Source organism: Modestobacter sp. VKM Ac-2985 (genome assembly GCF_026967925.1).
GTDB lineage: Bacteria > Actinomycetota > Actinomycetes > Mycobacteriales > Geodermatophilaceae > Modestobacter.
On record NZ_JAPVBI010000002.1, the window covers coordinates 1,057,519 to 1,074,976 of the forward strand.

Here is a 17,458-nt window from a genome sequence, read left to right on the forward strand (position 1 = left end):
GACCCGGGTCGGCCCCAGATGATCTACACGAAACCGTCCGGTCTCGATGGCAGATGGTGTGGCGGAACGCGGCGTGTCGGGGTGGGCTGTGATCACTCCCGGACGAGTTGTCACCTGTGGGACGGATGTGGTGCTGCGTTACACCGGCCCGACTTGACCTCGACTCAACGACACGCGTGTAATTCCGATGTCGTCATCAGGTGCTGGCGACTGGGACCCGCCCAGTTGCACGCGCCAGGACGCAGCGAGAGGGGACGCAACGTGATGGCCGAGGTGTCGTGGTTGACCGAGCACGAGAGCTCTGCAGCAGGCCCCACGCCGGCCTCCTCCGGGCGGGACGTGCTGGGGAGGGCAGGTGTCTTCGACGCCGGGCTCCCGGGCGTGGACGCCGAGGACCAGAGTTGGCAGGAGCGCGCGCTGTGCGCGGAGACCGACCCGGAGGCGTTCTTCCCGGAGAAGGGCGGCTCCACCCGCGAGGCCAAGAAGATCTGCACCGGCTGCGAGGTCCGCGCCGAGTGCCTGGAGTACGCGCTGACCATGGACGAGCGCTTCGGCATCTGGGGCGGGCTCTCCGAGCGTGAGCGTCGCCGCCTGCGCCGCCAGGCCGGCTGACGAAACCCAGGTCCCCTGGATCGCACGTCCCGAACTCCCCGTTCTCCTCCCGGACGGTCGGCGCAACGACGCGCCGACGAGGCTCGTCACCGAGCACCCCACCCGGCCGCTCTGCAGTCCGCCCCCACGGATCTCGCCCGTGTGATCGACTGGGCCCGTGCACACCCGGGTCGTCGACGGCCACACCGCCGTCGTCCGTGAGGTCCGCGCCGCCGCACCTCTCCTGACCGGCGTCGCCGCCCCCCTCCCCGCCCGCCCACCGTGGCTCACCGCTGCGCTGAACACGCAGGCCGGCCGCCCGTTCGGTCGGGTCCGTCCGCGGGCGGTGCTGGTCGGGCAGGACGCGGGAAGCCCTCCCGTCGGGGTGGCCCTGCTGTCCTTCCGGCGCCGCGGCGTCGGCACCGTGGTCACCCTGCTGGGTGCCGAACCCGGCCCGCTGCCCCCGGGACGACCTCAGTCCCGGCTGCCGGCCCGGGACGACGAGGTCGCCACACGGCTCGCCGCCGGGGTGATCGGCCTGCTGGACCGGGTCCGGGGCCCGTGGACCCTCCGGCTGACCGGGCTCCCGCTCGGCGACCCGACGGTGCGGCACCTCGCTGCCGGGCTGCCGGACGCCCAGCTGGCCACCGTCCGCAGTCGTCGCCTGGTCGACGAGCTGGACACCGTCGCCGACGTCGTCCGCAGTCGGGACCCGGCCGAGGTCGAGCGCTGGCTGCCGGCCGTGCTGGCGCAGCTCCCCGCCGCGCAGCGGGACTTCGTGCGCGCCGCAGCCCGGCTGCACGCCGCGACCGGCGAGCTGGAGGTCGCCGTCGTCCCGGCGGACGACGGGCCGAGGGCCGTGCTGCTCACCCTGCTCGATCGCGGCGCCGCCGGGGAGGAGCGCTGGCCGTGGTGGGGGACGAGCGACGTCGGCGGGCTCCGCCGTGAGCTCGGTGCCCCGGCGGGCACGCTGACGGCCGTCGCCGGCCTCACCCGGCTGGGCCGCCGGGGTGCGCTCAGCCGGGGTGCTGCAACCGGGTGACCCCGCGCTCGGGTGCGGTGGCCGCGCTGTCCAGCCCGATCCGGACGACGCCGGTCGCCGGGGCCGTGCCCTCCCGGCGCGGGCCGTCGGGGGTGATCGAGGCGGCCAGCTGGTAGGCCCTGCCGGTGTAGCCGGGCGGGCTCCCGTTCGGGCGCGTGTAGGTCGGGAAGAGACCCGTCAGCTCGATGCGGTCGCCGTCGCGGGTGACCTGGAGCTCCGGGTCGGCCAGGTCGGCGTACTCGGTGATCGACCGGGCGCAGCCGGCGGCCACCGGGTCGGCGGGGGGCTCGGCGGTCAGGCAGTTGTACGTGGGCAGCCGGACGTGTGCCAGGGCGCGTCGGCCGTCGGTGGTGAGGCTGACGCTGGGGTAGGTGACGGTCAGCCCCACGGCCCGCTCCTCCAGCAGCACCCCGCCGAAGCTCGCCGTCGCCGCGACGCCGTCGGCGCCCAGCGGGACGGAGGACAGCGCCAGGGCGCCCGCCTCGGGCTGGGTCGCGGCGGCCGGCACACCGTTCTCGGGAGTCGGCGCGGCGGGCGCGGGGTCGGTCGGGGCAGGGGGAGCGCCCGTCGTCCCGGTGAGGGTGCCGTCCGCCGCGGTGTCGTCCAGACCGGCGTCGCCGGCCTGGCTCGGGGGTGCGCCCACCGCCACGGCGGCGAGGACCAGCAGGGACGCCGCCGTCAGGGTGGTGGCGGACAGAGCCGTGCGCGACAGCGTGCCGCCGGGTGCCCGGACCGCGGTCGCCGTGACGCCCGTCCTGGCGGTCTGCGGCTGTGCGGCCGGCGGCCGGGTGGTGGCGGAGCCGGGCGGGGCCTCCCGGAAGCCGGGCAGGTCGTCGAGCTGCTCGACATCGGTGCCGTGGTGACCGGCCTCGCGGGCGGCCGGCCCGGCAGCAGCCCGCCCGGCCAGGAGCGCCGACGCCAGCGCGGCGCACAGCCCGGCGGCGAGGGCCAGCAGCACCGAGACGACCACCCACCGGGTCGCGGCCGGCGACCCGGTGGCGTCGGACGGGGAGGCCTCCCGGCCGGGGTCGACGTCCACGAGGTCCTCGGCGGCGCCGATCTCGACCAGCCGGTCCACCACGGCGTCGGCAGCGGTCACCGCCGCGTCCCGGTCGGGCAGTGTCACCCGGACCGCGACGGTGGCGGTGCCGGGGGCGCGGTCGGCAGCGGTGCCCTCCTCGAGCTCGGCCAGCGACACCTCGGCCAGCGCGGGCGCGCCGGCCCGCGCCTCGGCCAGCACCTCGGCCGATCCGGCGAGCGCGGTGTACCGGTCGGCCAGCAGCAGGGCGGCACCGGCGCCGGCCTCGGTGCGGGGGGTCACGGTCAGGGTCGCGGTGGCCGTCGTCGTCCGGGGCTGGAGGGCCAGCAGCGCCAGGCCCGCGGCGAGGACGACGAGGACGGCGACGACCCCGGTGACGACTGCCCGTCGGGCACCCTGCCGGCCGGGCCGGCTCTGGTCAGCTGCGCTCATCTCGGCGCCCAGCATGGCAAAGGGGTCCGGTACGGCCCGTTCAACCTGCGGGGTCGATCTCCTCGGGGTCCCGCCCCAGCAGCACCGCCACCTGGTCGACGACGACGTCCCGCACCAGGTCGGCGAGGTCGTCGCGGTCGGCGGCGCGGATCTCCAGCGGACGGCGGTAGACCACGATCCGAGCCGGGTGCTCGTGCCCGCCCTCCCGGTGTGCGGGCAGCACCCGGGCCAGCGGGACGCTGCCGTCCTCCAGCACGTCGGCGTCCAGCACCACGTCGTCCGGGCTGGTGTGGTCCACCCAGGGCACGTCCTCGACGGCGAACTCGACGCCGGCCAGCTCGCGCTCCCAGCGGCGCTCCAGGTCCTCGACCGCGTCCAGGACCAGGTCGTCGAACTGCTCGGCGCGGCTGCGGGACAGCGGCACCGTCGGTGGCACGAGACGACCACGCAGGCCGCGGCCATGGCGGTCGCGCCGGGCGCGGGAAGGGAGGCGGTCCATCGCGGCAGGAGCCTACGGCCTGACGTGGCCGTGGCCACGCCGGATCACCGGGGCATCCGGCGCCAGATCGGTCGGGGGAGGAGGCGCAGGACCGCTGCGACGAGCCGCAGGGACCCGGGCACCCACACCACGGTCCGGTCCCGGCGCAGGGCATCGGCCACGGCGGCGGCGACCTGGGTGGGGGTGCTCGACAGCGGGGCGGGGGACATGCCCGTGGTCATCCGCCCGACGACGAACCCCGGCCGGACCAGGAGCAGTCGGACCCCGGACCCGTGCAGCGCGTCGGTCAGGCCGCTGGCGAAACCGTCGAGCCCCGCCTTGGCCGAGCCGTAGACGTAGTTGGCCCGGCGCACCCTGGCCCCGGCGACCGAGGAGAAGACGACGATGCGCCCGCCCCCGCCGGCACGCATCAAGCGGGCCAGGTGGGTGAGCACCGAGACCTGGGCGAGGTAGTCGGTGGAGACGACGGCCACCGCGTGCTCCGCGTCCACCTCCGCCCGTGCCTGGTCGCCGAGCACCCCGAAGGCGAGCACGGCGACGGTGCGTCGGGGGTCCCAGCCGCCGGCCGGGTCGAGGGCGGCGCTCAGGAGCTGCTCGTGTCCGGCCAGGTCGTCGGCGTCGAACTCCAGCCGCTGCACCGACGTCGCGCCGGCCGCTCGGAGGCGCGCCTCCTCTGCGTCGAGGGCGTCGCTGCGCCGGGCTGCGAGCTGGACCCGCCGGGCGCCGTCGGCGACCAGTCGTTCGGCCAGCTCCAGGCCGATCTCACTGCGCCCGCCGAGCAGCAGCACCGTGTCGGGTCCGGTCGTCATGGGGGTCTCTCCCGGGTCGTGGTGCGGGGACGGCTGGGGCAGGTGTGCCAGGACGGGGACGAGGGGGTGGACGTGCGTGATCCGGTGTGCCTCCTCCCCAGACGGCGTCGGCCCGGATAGTGTGCCCAGCGTGAGGAACCGGTGGTGAGGCAGTCACGTCGCTGTTCGCGCAGCGGCTGCGCGCAACCGGCGGCGGCCACCCTGACCTACGTGTACGCGGAGTCCACGGCCGTCGTCGGCCCCTTGGCGACCTACTCCGAGCCGCACAGCTACGACCTGTGCGAGTTCCACGCCGAGCGGCTCACGGTGCCCCGGGGCTGGGAGGTCGTCCGGCACGAGATCGACGCCGACGACCTCGGCCCGACCGGTGACGACCTGCTGGCGCTGGCCGACGCGGTGCGCGAGGCGGCCCGCCCGGAGCCCCCGCGCGACCCGGCCGACGACGGCAGCGGCACCCGCCGCGGCCACCTGCGCGTCCTCCCCAACCTCCCCTGAGACGCTGGGGCGCCCGGCGCCCGCCGCGCCGTTAGGGTCGACCCGCCGTCGGTCACTCGGGCCGCGGTCACCGACTGCGAGGATGAGCTGCGTTGCCGGACCTGACATCGATCATCAAGGCCTACGACGTGCGCGGGGTCGTCCCCGACCAGTGGGACGAGACCGTCGCCCGCGCCATCGGGACCGCCTTCGCCGAGTTCGTGCACCAGGAGACGGGCGCGACCTCGGTCGTCACCGCGCACGACATGCGCGACTCCTCGATCCCGCTGTCCCGGGCCTTCGCGGAGGGCGTGCTGTCCCGCGGGCTCGACGTCGTCGAGGCCGGCCTGGGCTCCACCGACATGCTGTACTTCGCCGCCGGCTCGCTGGAGATGCCGGGTGCGATGTTCACCGCCAGCCACAACCCGGCGCAGTACAACGGCATCAAGCTCTGCCGGTCCGGCGCCGCACCGATCGGCCAGGAGTCCGGGCTGGTCCAGATCCGGGAGTGGGCCGAGCAGCTCCTGGACGGGGCGACCGTGTTCGATCGCGACCCGGGCCGCCTGGGCACGGTCAGTGGTCGGGACGTCGCCGTCGAGTACGCCGCGTACCTGCGGAACCTGGTCGACCTCTCCGGCATCCGGCCGCTGAAGGTCGTCGTCGACGCCGGGAACGGGATGGGCGGGCACACCGTCCCCGTGGTGCTCTCCGGCCTGCCGCTGGAGATCGTGCCGATGTACTTCGAGCTCGACGGGTCCTTCCCCAACCACGAGGCGAACCCGCTGGACCCGGCGAACCTGGTCGACCTGCAGGCGGGGGTGCGCGAGCACGGCGCCGACATCGGCCTGGCCTTCGACGGCGACGCCGACCGCTGCTTCATCATCGACGAGCGCGGTGAGCCGGTGAGCCCCTCGGCGATCACCGGGCTGGTCGCCGTCCGTGAGCTCGCCAAGGGCACCGGGACGGTGATCATCCACAACCTGATCACCTCCCGGGCGGTGCCGGAGATCGTCCGCGAGCACGGCGGGGAGCCGGTGCGCACCCGGGTCGGGCACTCCTTCATCAAGGCGGAGATGGCCCGCACCGACGCCGTCTTCGGCGGTGAGCACTCCGCGCACTACTACTTCCGCGACTTCTGGCGGGCCGACACCGGCATGCTCGCCGCGATGCACGTGCTGGCCGCGCTCGGCGAGCAGTCCCGCCCGCTGTCGGAGCTGACCGCCTCGTACGAGCGCTACGTGGCCTCGGGCGAGATCAACTCCACGGTCGCCGACCAGGACGGCCGGGTGGCCGCCGTCCGCGAGGTCTACGGCGACCAGGACGGGGTGACCTTCGACGACCTCGACGGCCTGACGGTCTCCCTGCCCGACGGCGCGTGGTTCAACCTGCGGGCCAGCAACACCGAGCCCCTGCTGCGGTTGAACGTCGAGGCGGCCGACGCAGCCCGCATGACGCAGGTGCGCGACGAGGTGCTCGAGGTGGTCCGCGCATGAGCGGCCCGGCCGCCGGCGGCGGGACGCTGGGCATCGACCCCGAGCTGCTCGCGATCCTCGCCTGCCCGGACACGCACCACACGCCGCTCACCGTCGACGTCGAGGCGAGCGAGCTGGTCTGCCCGAGCTGCTCCCGCGCCTTCCCGGTGCGCGACGGCATCCCGGTGCTGCTGCTCGACGAGGCCCGGCAGCGCAGCTCATGACCTCGCCCGAGCTCGCCGAGGAGGTCCTCGACGACCTCGAGCTGCTGCGTGCCCGCGACCCCCGGGGGCTGCTGCCGGCGGTCGCGGGTGCCGGGGCCCAGGTCCGGGAGACGACGCAGCTGACCCAGGAGGCCGGGCTGCAGCGGGCCACCTCGGGCGGCCGCCCGCGTGGGCTCGTGATCGTCGGGCGGCGCGAGGGAGCGGTCGCCGCGGCGGTGCTGCGGGCGCTGCTCGGGCCGGCCAGCCCGGTGACCGTGGACGTCGTCCCGGGGCCGGACCTGCCGGTCTGGATGGGTCCCTCGGACATCGCGGTGGTGGCGACCCGGACCGGCGCGGGCCGGTACGCCGTCACCCCCGCCTACGAGGCCGCCCGCCGCGGCGTCGTGCTGGTCGGCATCGGCGCCGAGGGCGCCCCGCTGCACGGCGCGTGCGCCAGCGCCCGGGCGCCCTACGTGCCGCTGCCGGCCTCCCGGGTGCAGCACACCGCGTTGTGGTCGCTGCTCACGCCCATGCTGCTGCTCGCCGCCGAGCTGGGGCTCGTCGCGGAGGACGCCGCCGACACCGAGCTGGTGGCCGCGGCGCTGGACGAGGTGGCGGCGGAGTGCGGCCCGGCCCGTGAGTCCTTCGTGAACCCGGCGAAGACCCTGGCGCTGGAGCTGCTGGACGCGCTGCCGGTCATCGCTGCCGAGGGTCCGCTGGCCGGGGCCGCGGCCGGCCGGGTCGCCGATCAGCTGGCCACCCTGGCCGGGCTGCCGGTGACCGGCTTCCGGCTGCCCGACCAGCGGGTCGCTGCGTGCACCGTCCTCGGCGGCCTGCTGGCGCCCGAGGAGGGGCAGGACGACTTCTTCCGGGATCGGACCGACGACGTCGGCCGCCGGCTGCGGCTGATCACCATCCGCGACGCGGACGCCGGCGAGCACGACGCCGGGGAACGCGACCCGCGGTCGGCCGGGGAGGCGATGCAGGAGGTGCTGCGCACCGCGGCGGCGCACAACGTCCCGGTCAGCGCGCTGGCCGAGCAGGCCGAACCGGAACGGCATCCCCGGCTGGCCCGGCTGGCCCGGCAGTTGTCCGTCGCCGACTTCAGCGCCGTCTACCTGGCGCTGGCGCTGGACCACGAGCGGGCGTTCCACACCTGACCTGGTGCACACCTCGGTGAGCGTGGTCGGCGGTTCGGCCGTGGACGCCGCTGAGTGCGGAGGTATGGTCCGGCGCGATGTGGCAGATGACGAACGCCGTGCGCCATTACCCCTGGGGATCCCGCACGGTGATCCCCGAGCTGCTCGGGCAGCCCTCACCGGCTGACCAGCCGCACGCGGAACTGTGGATGGGGGCGCACCCGGGGCAGCCGAGCGTGCTCTCCGACGGTCGACCGCTGGACAAGGCGATCGCCATGGACCCGGAGACGATGCTGGGTGCAGAGGCCCGGCACCGCTTCGGTGACCGGCTCCCCTTCCTGATGAAGGTCCTCGCCGCGGATGAGCCGCTGTCCCTCCAGGCGCACCCGACCACCGCTCAGGCAGAGGTCGGGTTCGCGGCGGAGGAGGCCGCGGGCGTCCCGCTCGACGACCCGACACGGACCTTCAAGGACCCGTTCCACAAGCCGGAGATCCTGCTGGCCATCACGCCGGTCGAGGCGCTCTGCGGCTTCCGCCCGCTGGTCGAGTCGCTGCACTGCCTGGCCAAGCTCCAGCTGACGGAGCTGCTGCCCACGGTCGCCGCGCTCGCCCACGGGGGCCTGCGGACCGCGATCCCCCAGCTGCTCGCCCTGTCCGAGCGGCGCCGGGAGTCGCTGGTCAGCGCGGTCGCGGAGAAGGCGGCGAGCTTCGTCGCCAAGCACGACCCCGAGTTCATCAACACCTACCGCTGGGCGGAGAACCTCGCCGAGGCGTACCCGGGTGACCCCGGCGTGGTCATCTCGCTGCTGTGCAACCACCTGACGCTGGCGCCGGGTGAGGCGGTCTTCCTGCCCGCCGGGAACCTGCACGCCTACCTCAGTGGTGCCGGGGTGGAGGTGATGGCCAGCTCGGACAACGTGCTCCGCGGCGGGCTGACGAGCAAGCACGTCGACCTGGCGGCGTTGATCGAGGTCCTGGACTTCACCGACGGCAAGGTGCCGGTCATCCACCCGGTGCTCGGCCGTGGTGGCCTGCGCTACCCCGTCCCGGTCGACGACTTCGACCTCACTCGCTGCCAGGTCGACGTCGACCCCGGTGTGCTCACCACGGCCGGGCCGCAGGTGGTCCTCTGCGCGGAGGGCGTCGCGGTGCTCACCGGCGCGGACGGCGACTTGACCTTGCGGCAGGGACAGTCGGCGTTCGTGCCCGCCGGGCAGGCGGTCACCGCCCGCGGGCCCGCGGTGCTCTACCGCGCCACCACCGCGCAGCCCTGACGGGACCGCAGGGCCACCGGGCGGGGTGCTCCGGCGGGTAGGATCGACGACGGCACGAGCCCCGCCGAAGCCTCGGCATGCTCGCTCGCCCCGCAGCCGCGGGGACACAGCGACCGACAGAGCCCGCCCGTCCCGGGCAGGGCCGGACACTGGAGCGACATGACCGCCAGCACTGGCACCCGCACCCTGACCGACGGCGACTTCAAGGTCGCCGACCTCTCCCTGCACGGCTTCGGCCGCAAGGAGATCTCGCTCGCCGAGCACGAGATGCCCGGCCTGATGGCGCTGCGCGCCGAGTACGGCGAGGCCCAGCCGCTGGCCGGGGCCCGCATCGCCGGCTCGCTGCACATGACCATCCAGACCGCCGTGCTGATCGAGACGCTGACCGCCCTCGGCGCCGACGTCCGCTGGGTCAGCTGCAACATCTTCTCCACCCAGGACCATGCGGCCGCGGCGATCGTCGTCGGCGACGGCACCCCCGAGGAGCCGACCGGCGTGCCGGTCTTCGCCTGGAAGGGCGAGACGCTGCCGGAGTACTGGTGGTGCACCCAGCGGCTCTTCGAGTTCACCGACACCGACGGCACGATCATCGGGCCGAACATGCTGCTGGACGACGGCGGCGACGCCACCCTGCTCGTGCACCTCGGCACCCGCTTCGAGGCCGACGGCGTCGTCCCGGACACCACCGAGGCCGACTCCGAGGAGTACGGCGTCATCCTCGACGCGCTGCGCACCAGCCTGACCGAGGACGACCAGCGCTGGACCCGCATCGGTGCGGCCATCAAGGGCGTCACCGAGGAGACCACCACCGGTGTGCTGCGGCTCTACGAGCTCGCCCGCGAGGGCCGGCTGCTCTTCCCGGCGATCAACGTCAACGACTCGGTCACCAAGAGCAAGTTCGACAACCTCTACGGCTGCCGGCACTCCCTGATCGACGGCCTGAACCGCGCCACCGACGTGATGATCGGCGGCAAGGTCGCCGTCGTCTGCGGCTACGGCGACGTCGGCAAGGGCTGCGCGGAGTCGCTGCGCGGCCAGGGTGCCCGGGTCATCGTCACCGAGATCGACCCGATCAACGCCCTGCAGGCGGCGATGCACGGCTACGAGGTGACCACGCTGGACGAGGTCATCGGCAAGGCCGACATCATCATCACCACGACCGGCAACAAGGACATCATCTCCGCCGAGCAGCTCAGCCAGACCAAGCACCAGGCGATCATCGGCAACATCGGGCACTTCGACAACGAGATCGACATCGCCGGCCTGGCCCGCACCCCCGGCGTGGTCCGGACGACGATCAAGCCGCAGGTCGACGAGTGGCGCTTCGCCGACGGCCACACGATCATCGTGCTCTCCGAGGGGCGGCTGCTGAACCTGGGCAACGCCACCGGGCACCCGAGCTTCGTGATGAGCGCGTCGTTCTCCAACCAGACGCTGGCCCAGATCGAGCTGTGGGGCAACCGCGCCGCCTACGAGGGCCAGACCCCGGGCGTCACCGTGCTCCCCAAGAAGCTCGACGAGCACGTCGCGCGCCTCCACCTGGACGCCCTCGGGGTGAAGCTGACCACGCTGAGCAAGGTGCAGGCCGACTACCTCGGCGTCCCGGTCGAGGGCCCCTACAAGAGCGACCACTACCGCTACTGAAAGGACCCCCTTGCCCCCCACCACGAGCAAGCTCGCGGCGGGGCCCTGCAAGGGGGCCGTTCCAGCACGTCACGAGCTCGGCGCTGGCCCCTGAAGGGTGGCCGTTCCAGCTGCGACAGGGGCTCTGAGCTGCACGTTCCGCCCCGTCCGGGGAGATCTCCCGGGCGGGGCGGACCGTTTCCTGGACTCGGTCGCGCAGAATGGGTCCCGTGCCACCTTCAGCTCCCACTGCCGGGACCAGCCGCGGCCGCGTCCTCGTCGTCGACGACGACGCCGCCCTCGCCGAGATGCTGGGCATCGTGCTGCGCCGGGAGGGCTATGAACCGGCGTTCGTCTCCGACGGGGCACGAGCCGTGGCCACCTTCCAGCAGGTCCGCCCCGACCTGGTCCTGCTGGACCTGATGCTGCCGGGCCGCAACGGCCTGCAGATCTGCGCCGACATCCGCACCCAGTCCACCGTGCCGATCGTGATGCTGACCGCCAAGGGCGACACGATCGACGTCGTCCAGGGGCTGGAGGCCGGGGCCGACGACTACGTGACCAAGCCGTTCAAGCCGGTCGAGCTGGTCGCGCGGGTGCGGGCACAGCTGCGCCGCGGAGAGACCGGTCAGGCAGAGAGCCTGGCCATCGGTGACGTGCAGATCGACGTCCCGGCGCACCAGGTCACCCGGGACGGCGAGGCGATCGCCCTGACCCCGCTGGAGTTCGACCTGCTGGTGGCCCTGGCTCGCAAGCCCCGACAGGTGTTCACCCGCGAGCTGCTGCTCGAGCAGGTGTGGGGCTACCGGCACGCGGCGGACACCCGGCTGGTGAACGTGCACGTCCAGCGGTTGCGCGCGAAGGTGGAGCGCGACCCCGAGAAGCCCGAGGTGGTCCTCACCGTCCGCGGGGTGGGCTACAAGGCGGGCCCGCCGTGACCTGGGCACCCCACCGGTCGCGAGCACCTCGCCGGTCGTGAGCACCTCGCCGGTCGTGCGCACCGCCACCGGGGCGCCGGCCGCCGACCCGGTGGGCGTGGCGGCACCGGGCAGCGCCGCCCCCGGTCCCCGTCCTGCCCGTCGTCCGCCATCGGCCCGGGTGCGCCGCCGGGTGCGCCGCGCGCGGCGGCGCGCACTGGTCCTCGGGGGGCGCAGCCTGCGCCGCGCCCTGCACGCCTGGCGGTCCTCGCTCCAGCTGCGGATCGGCGCCATCACCATGCTGGTCGCCAGCACCGTGGTGGTGATCGTGAGCCTGGTGCTCTTCAGCCAGATCAGCGACCAGCTGCTCCGGGTCAAACGCGACGCCGCCATCGACCAGGCGCTGAACGGGGTGGCGTACGCCCAGACCGAGGTCAGTGGCATCGCCACCGGCGACTCGGCGAGCGTGCGGTCCACGCTCGCCCGCACCGTCACGGGGCTGACCTCCCGCGGCGGCGCGGCGGGTGACTTCGACGTCGTGATGGTCTACGGCTCCGGTGACCAGGAACGCCCGGCGTGGAGCCGGCTGGAGATCTACCCCGCCCTCCCCGCCGACCTCCGGGCGGAGGTGGCCGACGGATCACCGGCCTACCGGTACGCGTCGGTGCCCAGCGGGCAGGGCGAGCCCGTGCCCACCCTGGTGGTCGGGGCGCCCGTGCCCACCGACGCCCGCAGCGGCGACCGGGTTGAGGTCTACTTCGCCTTCCCGCTGGACCAGGAGCAGGAGAGCCTGGGGCTGATCCGCAGCACCGTGGTGATCAGCGGGACCGCGCTCGTGCTCTTCGTCGTGGGCATCGGCGTCCTGGTGACCCGGCTGGTCGTCGGCCCGGTGCGTCGCGCCGCCGGAGGTGCACAGCGGCTGGCGGCCGGGCACCTGGAGGAGCGCCTGGCCGTGCGCGGCGAGGACGACCTCGCGCGGCTGGCCACGAGCTTCAACGCGATGGCCGAGAGCCTGCAGAAGCAGATCACCCAGCTGGAGGGCCTCTCGCAGCTGCAGCAGCGGTTCACCTCCGACGTCTCGCACGAGCTGCGCACGCCGCTGACCACGGTGCAGATGGCGGCGGACGTGCTGCACGAGGCGCGCGGGGACTTCGACCCGGCCGTCGCCCGCTCCGCGGAGCTGCTGCGGGCGGAGCTGGACCGTTTCGAGGGGCTGCTGACCGATCTGCTGGAGATCAGCCGGTACGACGCCGGCGCGGCGACGCTGGAGGCGGAGGCGCAGGACCTCGGCCCGCTGGTCGAGCGGGTCGCCGCCGGGATGACCGTGCTCGCCGAGCGGCACGGCTGCACCCTGGAGGTCGCCGTCCCGACGTCGGCGGTCATCGCGGAGGTGGACGGGCGACGGGTGGAGCGGGTGCTGCGCAACCTGATCGGCAACGCGATCGAACACGGGCAGGGGCAGCCCGTCGAGATCACCCTGGCCGCGAACCGTTCGGCGACGGCGATCACGGTCCGCGACCACGGTGTCGGCCTGGACCCGGTGGCGGCCCAGCACGTGTTCGACCGGTTCTGGCGCGCCGACCCCTCCCGGATGCGCACCGTGGGCGGCAGCGGCCTCGGCCTGTCCATCAGCCTGGAGGACGCCCGGCTGCACGGTGGCTGGCTGCAGGTGTGGGGCCAGCCCGGGCAGGGGGCCCAGTTCCGGCTCACCCTGCCGCTGACCGCCGGCGCAGACCTGGCCAGTTCGCCGCTCCCCCTCCGCCCGGCGCCGACGCGTGTCGTGGGGGGCGCCTCGTGACCGGGCCCCGTTCCGCACGGCTGGCCCCGCTCGTCGCGTTGCTCGCCGTGCTCGTGCTGGCCGGGTGCAGCACCGTGCCCAGCAGTTCCCCGACGGTGCGGATCACCCAGGCGGCTGCCCCGCCGGCCGGCGCCGTCGGCATCGAGCCGCCGGCGCCGGTACCGGGCGCGACGCCGGAGGAGGTCGTCCGTGGGTTCATCGACGCGAACGCCAGCACCGTCCGCAACCACCCGGTGGCTCGCCAGTACCTGACCGAGGAGGCCGCAGCGGCCTGGCGCGACACGGACGGGCTGACCGTCATCAGCGGCGACTACGCCCCGGTGCGCACCGCGCCCGGCGTCGTCGAGGTCACCGCTGCCGAGGTGGGCACCGTCGACCAGCGCGGCAGCTTCACGGTCGGCACCGGCGAGGTCTACGACCACACCTTCACGCTCACCGAGGAGTCGGGGGAGTGGCGGATCAGCGACCCGCCCGACGGGCTGCTGATGCTCGAGCCGGACTTCGCCCGCACCTACGAACCCGTCGACGCCTACTTCCTGGACCAGTCCGGCACCCGGGTGGTCCCCGACCCCCGCTACCTGGTCGAGGGCGGTGCCCAGCCGAACACGCTCGTCGAGCGCCTGATCGACGGCCCGTCCCCGCAGGTCGCCGCCGGGGTGCTCAACCCGCTGGCCGGCGCGGAGCTGCGCAGCACGGTGAGCACCTCCGGTCGGACGGCGACGGTCGACCTCACCTTCCCCTCCGACGTCGACGACGCGACCCTGCAGGCGGCCTCCGCGCAGCTGGTCTGGTCCCTGGACCAGCTGGACGTGACCTCGGTGAGGGTGCTGCGCGACGGGCAGGAGCTCGGCCTGCCGGACGTGCCCGAGGAGCAGCGGGTCGACGACTGGCAGCAGTACGACCCCGACGTCGTCCCGGCCGATGCGGTCGGGCACTACGTGGCCGACGGCGCGCTGCGTCGTGCCGCCGACGGCAGCGCCGCACCGGGGCCCGCCGGGGAGGGCGTGTACGACCTGGACTCCGCGGCGGTCTCGGTCGACGGCCGGACCGGGGCGCTCGGGCTCACCGCCGGGGTGTCGACCTCGGCGTCGCCGTCGGGGGCGCCGGCCACGCTGTACGCCGGGCAGTACGGCGAGGAGCTGGCGCCGGGGTTGACCGGCAGCAGCTTCACCGAGCCGACGACGGCCGGCACCCGGGCCGAGGTGTGGACCGTCCGGGACGGCGCCGAGGTGATCCGGCTGCCCGAGGGCGGGGCGCCGCAGACGGTCAGCGCCCCCACGCTGCCCGGGCTCGGCCGGGCGAGCACGTTCCAGCTCTCCCCGGACGGGCTGCGGGCCGCCGTGGTGATCGACGGACCCGAGGGCGGGCAGCTCTACGTCGGGACGGTGGTCCGGGCCGAGGACGCGGTCAGTGTCCGGGACCTGCGGTCGGTCACCCCGGCGATCCGGCAGGTCGTCGACGTCGCCTGGCGGAACGCCGGGTCGCTGCTCCTGCTGGCCGGTGACCCGAGCACCGGGCGCACCGTGCCGTACGAGGTGAGCGTCGACGGCTGGGGGCTCGGTGAGCTGACCACCTCGGGGCTGCCCGCGCAGCCGACCGGCGTCGCCGCCGCGCCGGGGCGTCAGCCCCTGGTCAGCGCCGGCGGCACGCTGTGGCAACTGCCCGGGGGCAACTGGGTCACCGCTGTGCGCGGTGCCGAGCCGCTGCCGGGAGGGGCGCCCTTCTACCCGATGTGAGCGGACGACGCCGGCCGTCGTCCCCACGCCCGCCCCGGGTCCCCAGCGCCGCGCTGGGCGACCGGGCGCGGCCGAGGACCGGCAGGCTGTCGGCATGGACGGGGACAGCGGGGTGGTCGGGGTGCTGCGGGCCGGGAGCCGGGCGCTGGCCGACCTGGTCCTGCCCCGCAGCTGCGCCGGCTGTGCGCGGCCCGGCGACGTCCTGTGCCCGGCCTGCCGGAGTCGGCTGACCCGGCCCCGGCTGGCCGAGCCGCGGCGTCATCCGCCCGGCTTCCCGCCGACCGTGGCGGCCGGCGCCTACGCCGGGCCGGTGCGCCCCGCGGTGCTGGCGTTCAAGGAACACGGCCGGGCCGAGCTGGCCGGCCCGCTGGGCGCGGCGCTGGCGCTGGCCGTCGGCGTCGTGCTGGCCGGTGCAGCCGGCCCGGCGACCGCGACCGTCGTGCTGGTCCCGGTACCGAGCTCGGCGGCGGCAGTGCGCCAGCGGGGCCGGGACCACGTGCAGGAACTGGCCGACCGCGCCGTGGCCGAGCTGCGGGCAGCCGGGGTGCCCGCCCGGACGGCGCCGGTGCTGGGCAGGCTGCGGGGGCGGGCCGGGCGCACCCGGGACTCCGCCGGCCTCGACGCCGCAGCCCGGCGGGCCAACCTGGCCGGCCGGTTCCGCGTGCTGCCCCCCGGCCACCGGGCGTGGGCCGGGGTGCCCTCGGGCAGCCGGCTGGTGCTCGTTGACGACGTCGTCACGAGCGGCGCGACCCTGACCGAGGGGGCCCGGGCGCTCGTGACAGCCGGGGACACGCCGTGTCGGGACACGCCGGTGGTGGCCGCGGTCGTCGCGGCGACTCCACGACGAGTGCACCGCCCGTTCGCCGCGCCGCCACCTGGGTCGTTCACGGTGCGTGGTCGAGGTGGAGCGGGCCCGGACCCTGCTCCCACTGTCGGGACCGGGGTACAGCGTCTAGCGTCGGGTTGATCACACCCCGCTCAACCGGGAGGTCCCATGGAGATCGTGGTCCGTGGTCGTAACGTCGAGGTGCCCGAGCACTTCCGCCAGAAGGTGGAGGACAAGGTCGGTCAGCTGGAACGGTTCGACGGCAAGGTCATCCGCATCGACGTCGAGCTGCTGCACGAGAAGAACCCTCGGCAGACCGCCAACGCCCAGCGCGTGGAGATCACGCTGCGGGGCAAGGGGCCGGTGGCCCGCGCTGAAGCCTCCGCCCCTGACTTCTACGCCGCGTTGGAGCTCGCGGCCGGCAAGCTGGAGAACCACATGCGGCGGGCGAACGACCGTCGCCGCGTGCACCACGGGCGGCGCACGCCACCGAGCGTGCGGATCGACGGCGTCCCCACGGTCGAGGAGCCGGTGCTCAACGGGGTGAGCAGCGCCCCCGTGCGGGAGCCGGACGGGACGACCCCCGACGTCGAGGCCGCGCTGGCCGACGGACCCCTGGTGACCGACCTGGACGAGCACCTGCCCGGCCGGGTCGTCCGGGAGAAGGTGCACCCGGCCACCCCGATGCACATCGACCAGGCCCTCTACGAGATGGAACTCGTCGGGCACGACTTCTTCCTCTTCCTCTGCGCCGACACCGGCGTGCCCTCGGTCGTCTACCGGCGGCACGCGTTCGACTACGGGCTGATCCGGCTCGGCGCCCCGGCCGACGCCGAGGACGGCGGGGCCCCGGCCGCCGACGTCGCGGCATCCGCGGCGGCGGGGGACCTCCAGCCCGCACACGCCTGACCCGCCGCCCCCGGCGAGCCGCCCTCCGCACCGCGGGGGGCGGCTCGTCGCCTTCGGCCTCCCTGCAGGGGCCCGCCGCGAGCTCGCGAGTGGTGGGGGGCAGGGAGGTCCTTCTTCAGTCGGTGGGCAGCCGGGAGAAGACCGCCGCGTCGCCCCGGCTGCCGTCCCGGTAGGCCAGGTAGGAGCGCAGCACGCCCTCCTGGGTGAACCCGGCTCTCCTGGCCACGTGCTGCGAGCCGGTGTTGACCACGTCGGCGACCAGGTACACCCGCGGGGCGCCGAGGCCGAGCGCCCACTCGGCCAGCGCGTGCGCCGCCTCCGCGGCGTACCCGCTGCCGCGGGCATCCGGGGCGATCCAGTAGCCGACCTCCGGGCCGAGCGGGTGCTGGCCGATCCGGTGCACGCCGGCGGATCCGACGAACCGCCCCTCGGCCTCGATCGCCACGGTGAGGCCGGTGCCCTCGCGGCGCATGGCCGGTGCCTCGCCGGTGACCCAGGCGGCTGCGTCCACGTGGGTGTAGGGCACCGAGACGGCGGAGATCCAGCGGGCGATGTCCGGGCTCTGGCAGGCGGTCCACACCGGCTCGACGTCGTCCTCGCGGAAGGGGCGCAGCACCAGCCGGTCGGTGCGCACCACTTCCGTGGTCAGGTCGATGCCGCGCAGGTCCATCCCGG

General features: G+C 74.8%; 17 protein-coding genes. 13 read left to right on the forward strand and 4 right to left on the reverse strand.

The window, feature by feature from the left end; genetic code table 11:
• Positions 1-282: 282 nt before the first annotated feature.
• A complete protein-coding gene (locus O2V61_RS14370; RefSeq protein ID WP_442929177.1) occupies positions 283-612 on the forward strand; it encodes a WhiB family transcriptional regulator in 330 nt (109 codons plus the stop codon).
• Positions 613-769: 157 nt separating this feature from the next.
• Entirely contained in the window at positions 770-1,633 is an 864-nt protein-coding gene (locus O2V61_RS14375; protein ID WP_269183957.1) for a hypothetical protein, read from the forward strand.
• Here O2V61_RS14375 and O2V61_RS14380 read toward each other — a convergent pair.
• The 3 genes from O2V61_RS14380 to O2V61_RS14390 form a co-directional block, all read right to left on the reverse strand.
• Positions 1,608-3,104, reverse strand: coding sequence for a hypothetical protein (locus O2V61_RS14380; protein WP_269183958.1), 1,497 nt, complete (start codon positions 3,102-3,104; stop codon positions 1,608-1,610). The two genes, O2V61_RS14375 and O2V61_RS14380, sit on opposite strands and share 26 nt — an antisense overlap.
• Positions 3,105-3,144: 40 nt before the next feature.
• On the reverse strand, positions 3,145-3,540 hold the full coding sequence (locus O2V61_RS14385) for a metallopeptidase family protein (protein ID WP_269183959.1): 396 nt from the start codon (positions 3,538-3,540) through the stop codon (positions 3,145-3,147).
• A gap of 107 nt (positions 3,541-3,647) precedes the next feature.
• Positions 3,648-4,412, reverse strand: a complete 765-nt coding sequence (locus tag O2V61_RS14390) for an SDR family NAD(P)-dependent oxidoreductase (RefSeq protein ID WP_269183960.1) — start codon at positions 4,410-4,412, stop codon at positions 3,648-3,650.
• 144 nt (positions 4,413-4,556) lie between these two features.
• On the opposite strand from O2V61_RS14390, the gene O2V61_RS14395 reads away from it, so the two are divergent.
• From O2V61_RS14395 to hpf, 11 genes are all read left to right on the forward strand, one after another.
• A complete protein-coding gene (locus O2V61_RS14395) occupies positions 4,557-4,907 on the forward strand; it encodes a DUF3499 domain-containing protein (RefSeq protein WP_269158659.1) in 351 nt (116 codons plus the stop codon).
• A 92-nt stretch (positions 4,908-4,999) separates the two neighbouring features.
• Positions 5,000-6,379 carry a phosphomannomutase/phosphoglucomutase gene (locus O2V61_RS14400; RefSeq protein WP_269183961.1) on the forward strand — a complete coding sequence of 460 codons (1,380 nt, stop codon included), beginning with the start codon at positions 5,000-5,002 and terminating at the stop codon, positions 6,377-6,379.
• A complete protein-coding gene (locus tag O2V61_RS14405) occupies positions 6,376-6,582 on the forward strand; it encodes a Trm112 family protein (protein WP_269183962.1) in 207 nt (68 codons plus the stop codon). The genes O2V61_RS14400 and O2V61_RS14405 overlap by 4 nt, the downstream gene beginning before the upstream one ends.
• Positions 6,579-7,721, forward strand: coding sequence for an SIS domain-containing protein (locus O2V61_RS14410; RefSeq protein WP_269183963.1), 1,143 nt, complete (start codon positions 6,579-6,581; stop codon positions 7,719-7,721). The genes O2V61_RS14405 and O2V61_RS14410 overlap by 4 nt, the downstream gene beginning before the upstream one ends.
• A gap of 77 nt (positions 7,722-7,798) precedes the next feature.
• Complete coding sequence (gene manA, locus O2V61_RS14415; RefSeq protein ID WP_269183964.1) at positions 7,799-8,974, forward strand: mannose-6-phosphate isomerase, class I; 1,176 nt, start codon at positions 7,799-7,801, stop codon at positions 8,972-8,974.
• Between the two features lie 159 nt (positions 8,975-9,133).
• Complete coding sequence (ahcY, locus tag O2V61_RS14420; protein WP_269183965.1) at positions 9,134-10,618, forward strand: adenosylhomocysteinase; 1,485 nt, start codon at positions 9,134-9,136, stop codon at positions 10,616-10,618.
• Between the two features lie 200 nt (positions 10,619-10,818).
• On the forward strand, positions 10,819-11,535 hold the full coding sequence (mtrA, locus tag O2V61_RS14425; protein WP_269183966.1) for an MtrAB system response regulator MtrA: 717 nt from the start codon (positions 10,819-10,821) through the stop codon (positions 11,533-11,535).
• Positions 11,536-11,572: 37 nt separating this feature from the next.
• Positions 11,573-13,312 carry an MtrAB system histidine kinase MtrB gene (mtrB, locus tag O2V61_RS14430; RefSeq protein WP_269183967.1) on the forward strand — a complete coding sequence of 580 codons (1,740 nt, stop codon included), beginning with the start codon at positions 11,573-11,575 and terminating at the stop codon, positions 13,310-13,312.
• The gene (locus O2V61_RS14435; RefSeq protein WP_269183968.1) at positions 13,309-15,048 is read left to right on the forward strand and encodes an LpqB family beta-propeller domain-containing protein; all 1,740 of its coding nucleotides are present in this window, start codon (positions 13,309-13,311) and stop codon (positions 15,046-15,048) included. Before mtrB ends, O2V61_RS14435 begins: the two co-directional genes overlap by 4 nt.
• Positions 15,049-15,142: 94 nt before the next feature.
• The gene (locus O2V61_RS14440; RefSeq protein ID WP_269183969.1) at positions 15,143-16,015 is read left to right on the forward strand and encodes a ComF family protein; all 873 of its coding nucleotides are present in this window, start codon (positions 15,143-15,145) and stop codon (positions 16,013-16,015) included.
• A 27-nt stretch (positions 16,016-16,042) separates the two neighbouring features.
• Positions 16,043-16,783, forward strand: coding sequence for a ribosome hibernation-promoting factor, HPF/YfiA family (gene hpf, locus O2V61_RS14445; protein WP_269183970.1), 741 nt, complete (start codon positions 16,043-16,045; stop codon positions 16,781-16,783).
• A 115-nt stretch (positions 16,784-16,898) separates the two neighbouring features.
• On the opposite strand, the gene O2V61_RS14450 is transcribed toward hpf, so the two are convergent.
• Positions 16,899-17,453, reverse strand: coding sequence for a GNAT family N-acetyltransferase (locus O2V61_RS14450; protein WP_269184272.1), 555 nt, complete (start codon positions 17,451-17,453; stop codon positions 16,899-16,901).
• Between the last annotated feature and the right edge of the window lie 5 nt (positions 17,454-17,458).

Bases quoted from the DNA above. Each gene is read 5' to 3' on its own strand.
- hpf (WP_269183970.1), top strand. From the start codon at position 16,043: ATGGAGATCGTGGTCCGTGGTCGTAACGTCGAGGTGCCCGAGCACTTC.
- O2V61_RS14450 (WP_269184272.1), bottom strand. From the start codon at position 17,453: ATGGACCTGCGCGGCATCGACCTGACCACGGAAGTGGTGCGCACCGAC.
- manA (WP_269183964.1), top strand. From the start codon at position 7,799: ATGTGGCAGATGACGAACGCCGTGCGCCATTACCCCTGGGGATCCCGC.
- mtrA (WP_269183966.1), top strand. From the start codon at position 10,819: ATGGGTCCCGTGCCACCTTCAGCTCCCACTGCCGGGACCAGCCGCGGC.
- O2V61_RS14440 (WP_269183969.1), top strand. From the start codon at position 15,143: ATGGACGGGGACAGCGGGGTGGTCGGGGTGCTGCGGGCCGGGAGCCGG.
- O2V61_RS14390 (WP_269183960.1), bottom strand. From the start codon at position 4,412: ATGACGACCGGACCCGACACGGTGCTGCTGCTCGGCGGGCGCAGTGAG.
- O2V61_RS14405 (WP_269183962.1), top strand. From the start codon at position 6,376: ATGAGCGGCCCGGCCGCCGGCGGCGGGACGCTGGGCATCGACCCCGAG.
- O2V61_RS14380 (WP_269183958.1), bottom strand. From the start codon at position 3,104: ATGAGCGCAGCTGACCAGAGCCGGCCCGGCCGGCAGGGTGCCCGACGG.
- ahcY (WP_269183965.1), top strand. From the start codon at position 9,134: ATGACCGCCAGCACTGGCACCCGCACCCTGACCGACGGCGACTTCAAG.
- O2V61_RS14410 (WP_269183963.1), top strand. From the start codon at position 6,579: ATGACCTCGCCCGAGCTCGCCGAGGAGGTCCTCGACGACCTCGAGCTG.